This is a genomic window from Streptomyces griseorubiginosus, from assembly GCF_017614965.1.
Lineage (GTDB): Bacteria > Actinomycetota > Actinomycetes > Streptomycetales > Streptomycetaceae > Streptomyces > Streptomyces griseorubiginosus_B.
Map to the genome: position 1 here is coordinate 1 of NZ_WVUG01000651.1, position 1,329 is coordinate 1,329.

Genomic DNA, 1,329 nt, shown 5'->3' on the forward strand with positions numbered 1-1,329 from the left:
CCCCCAACCCCCCACCCGCACCGGCAACCTTCGTCCGCGGCTTACCTCTTTCGTGGGGCGGGAACCAGAGCTCGACGCCATCCGTTCCGAATTGCACAGGGCAAGACTGGTCACCCTCACCGGACCGGGCGGCTCCGGAAAGACCCGCCTCGCCGAGGAAGCCGCCGCCGGGCTCCCGCAGGCCTGGCTGGTCGAACTGGCACCGCTCGACCGGCCGGAGGCGGTGCCAGGCGCGGTGGTCAGCGCGCTCGGTCTGCGCGAGACCGTGCTGATGACCACCGAGCTGACGGCCCCGCAGGACGACCCCGTCGCCCTGCTCGTCGAGCACTGCGCCCAGCGCAGCCAGCTCCTGATCCTTGACAACTGCGAACATGTCATCGAAGCGGTGGCCGCCCTCGCCGAGACCCTGCTCACCCGCTGCCCCGGGCTCACGATCCTCGCCACCAGCCGTGAACCCCTGGGCGTTCCCGGCGAGTCGGTGCGCCCGGTCGAACCCCTCGTCCCCGACCAGGCCCACCGCCTCTTCGAGGAGCGCGCGTCCGCCGTCCGCCCCGACGCGGCGGCCGTGCTCCGCGACCGCGAGGCCGTACAGGAGATCTGCCGCCGCCTGGACGGGCTGCCGCTCGCCATCGAGCTGGCCGCGGCCCGGTTGAGGCTGCTCACCCCCAGGCAGATCGCCGACCGCCTCGACGACCGCTTCCGCCTCCTGACCTCCGGAAGCCGCACGGTCCTGCCCCGCCAGCAGACCCTGCGCGCGGTCGTGGACTGGTCCTGGGAGCTGCTCGACGAGCGGGAGCGCACGGTCCTGCGTGAGGTCTCCGTCTTCGCCGGCGGCTGGGACCTCACCGCGGCGGAGGCAGTCTGCACGGGTCCCGCGGCCGACCTCGTGGGGGCGCTCGTCGACAAGTCCCTGATCGTGGCCACCCCGTACGAGACGCCGTACGAGGAGGGCGGCTCCGGCACCATGCGCTACCGCATGCTGGAGACCATCCACGAGTACGCCGTCGAGCACGCCGCCGAGGTCCCCGAGCTGCGCGCGGAAGCCGAACGGCGGCACCGCGCGTGGGTGCGGGCGCTGGTGGCGGAGGCGGAGCCGCGCCTGCGTTCAGCCGACCAACTCCCGTGGATCCACCGCCTGGAGACCGAGCTGGACAACATCCGGGCGGCTCTCGACCGTGCCCTCGACGAAGGGGCCGAGGAGGAGGCCGGTGCCCTGGCCCTGGACATGGGCTGGTTCTGGTGGCTGCGCAACTACCGCCAGGAGGGCATGGCCTGGGTGGACCGCACCCTGCGCCTGGGCGTCACCCTGGACGGCCAGCCCACCCCGAC

General features: G+C 73.1%; 1 protein-coding gene. It reads left to right on the plus strand.

The window, feature by feature from the left end; genetic code table 11:
• On the plus strand, positions 1-1,329 hold a 1,329-nt coding region (locus tag GRC12_RS44505), incomplete at both ends, for an ATP-binding protein (protein ID WP_208786106.1).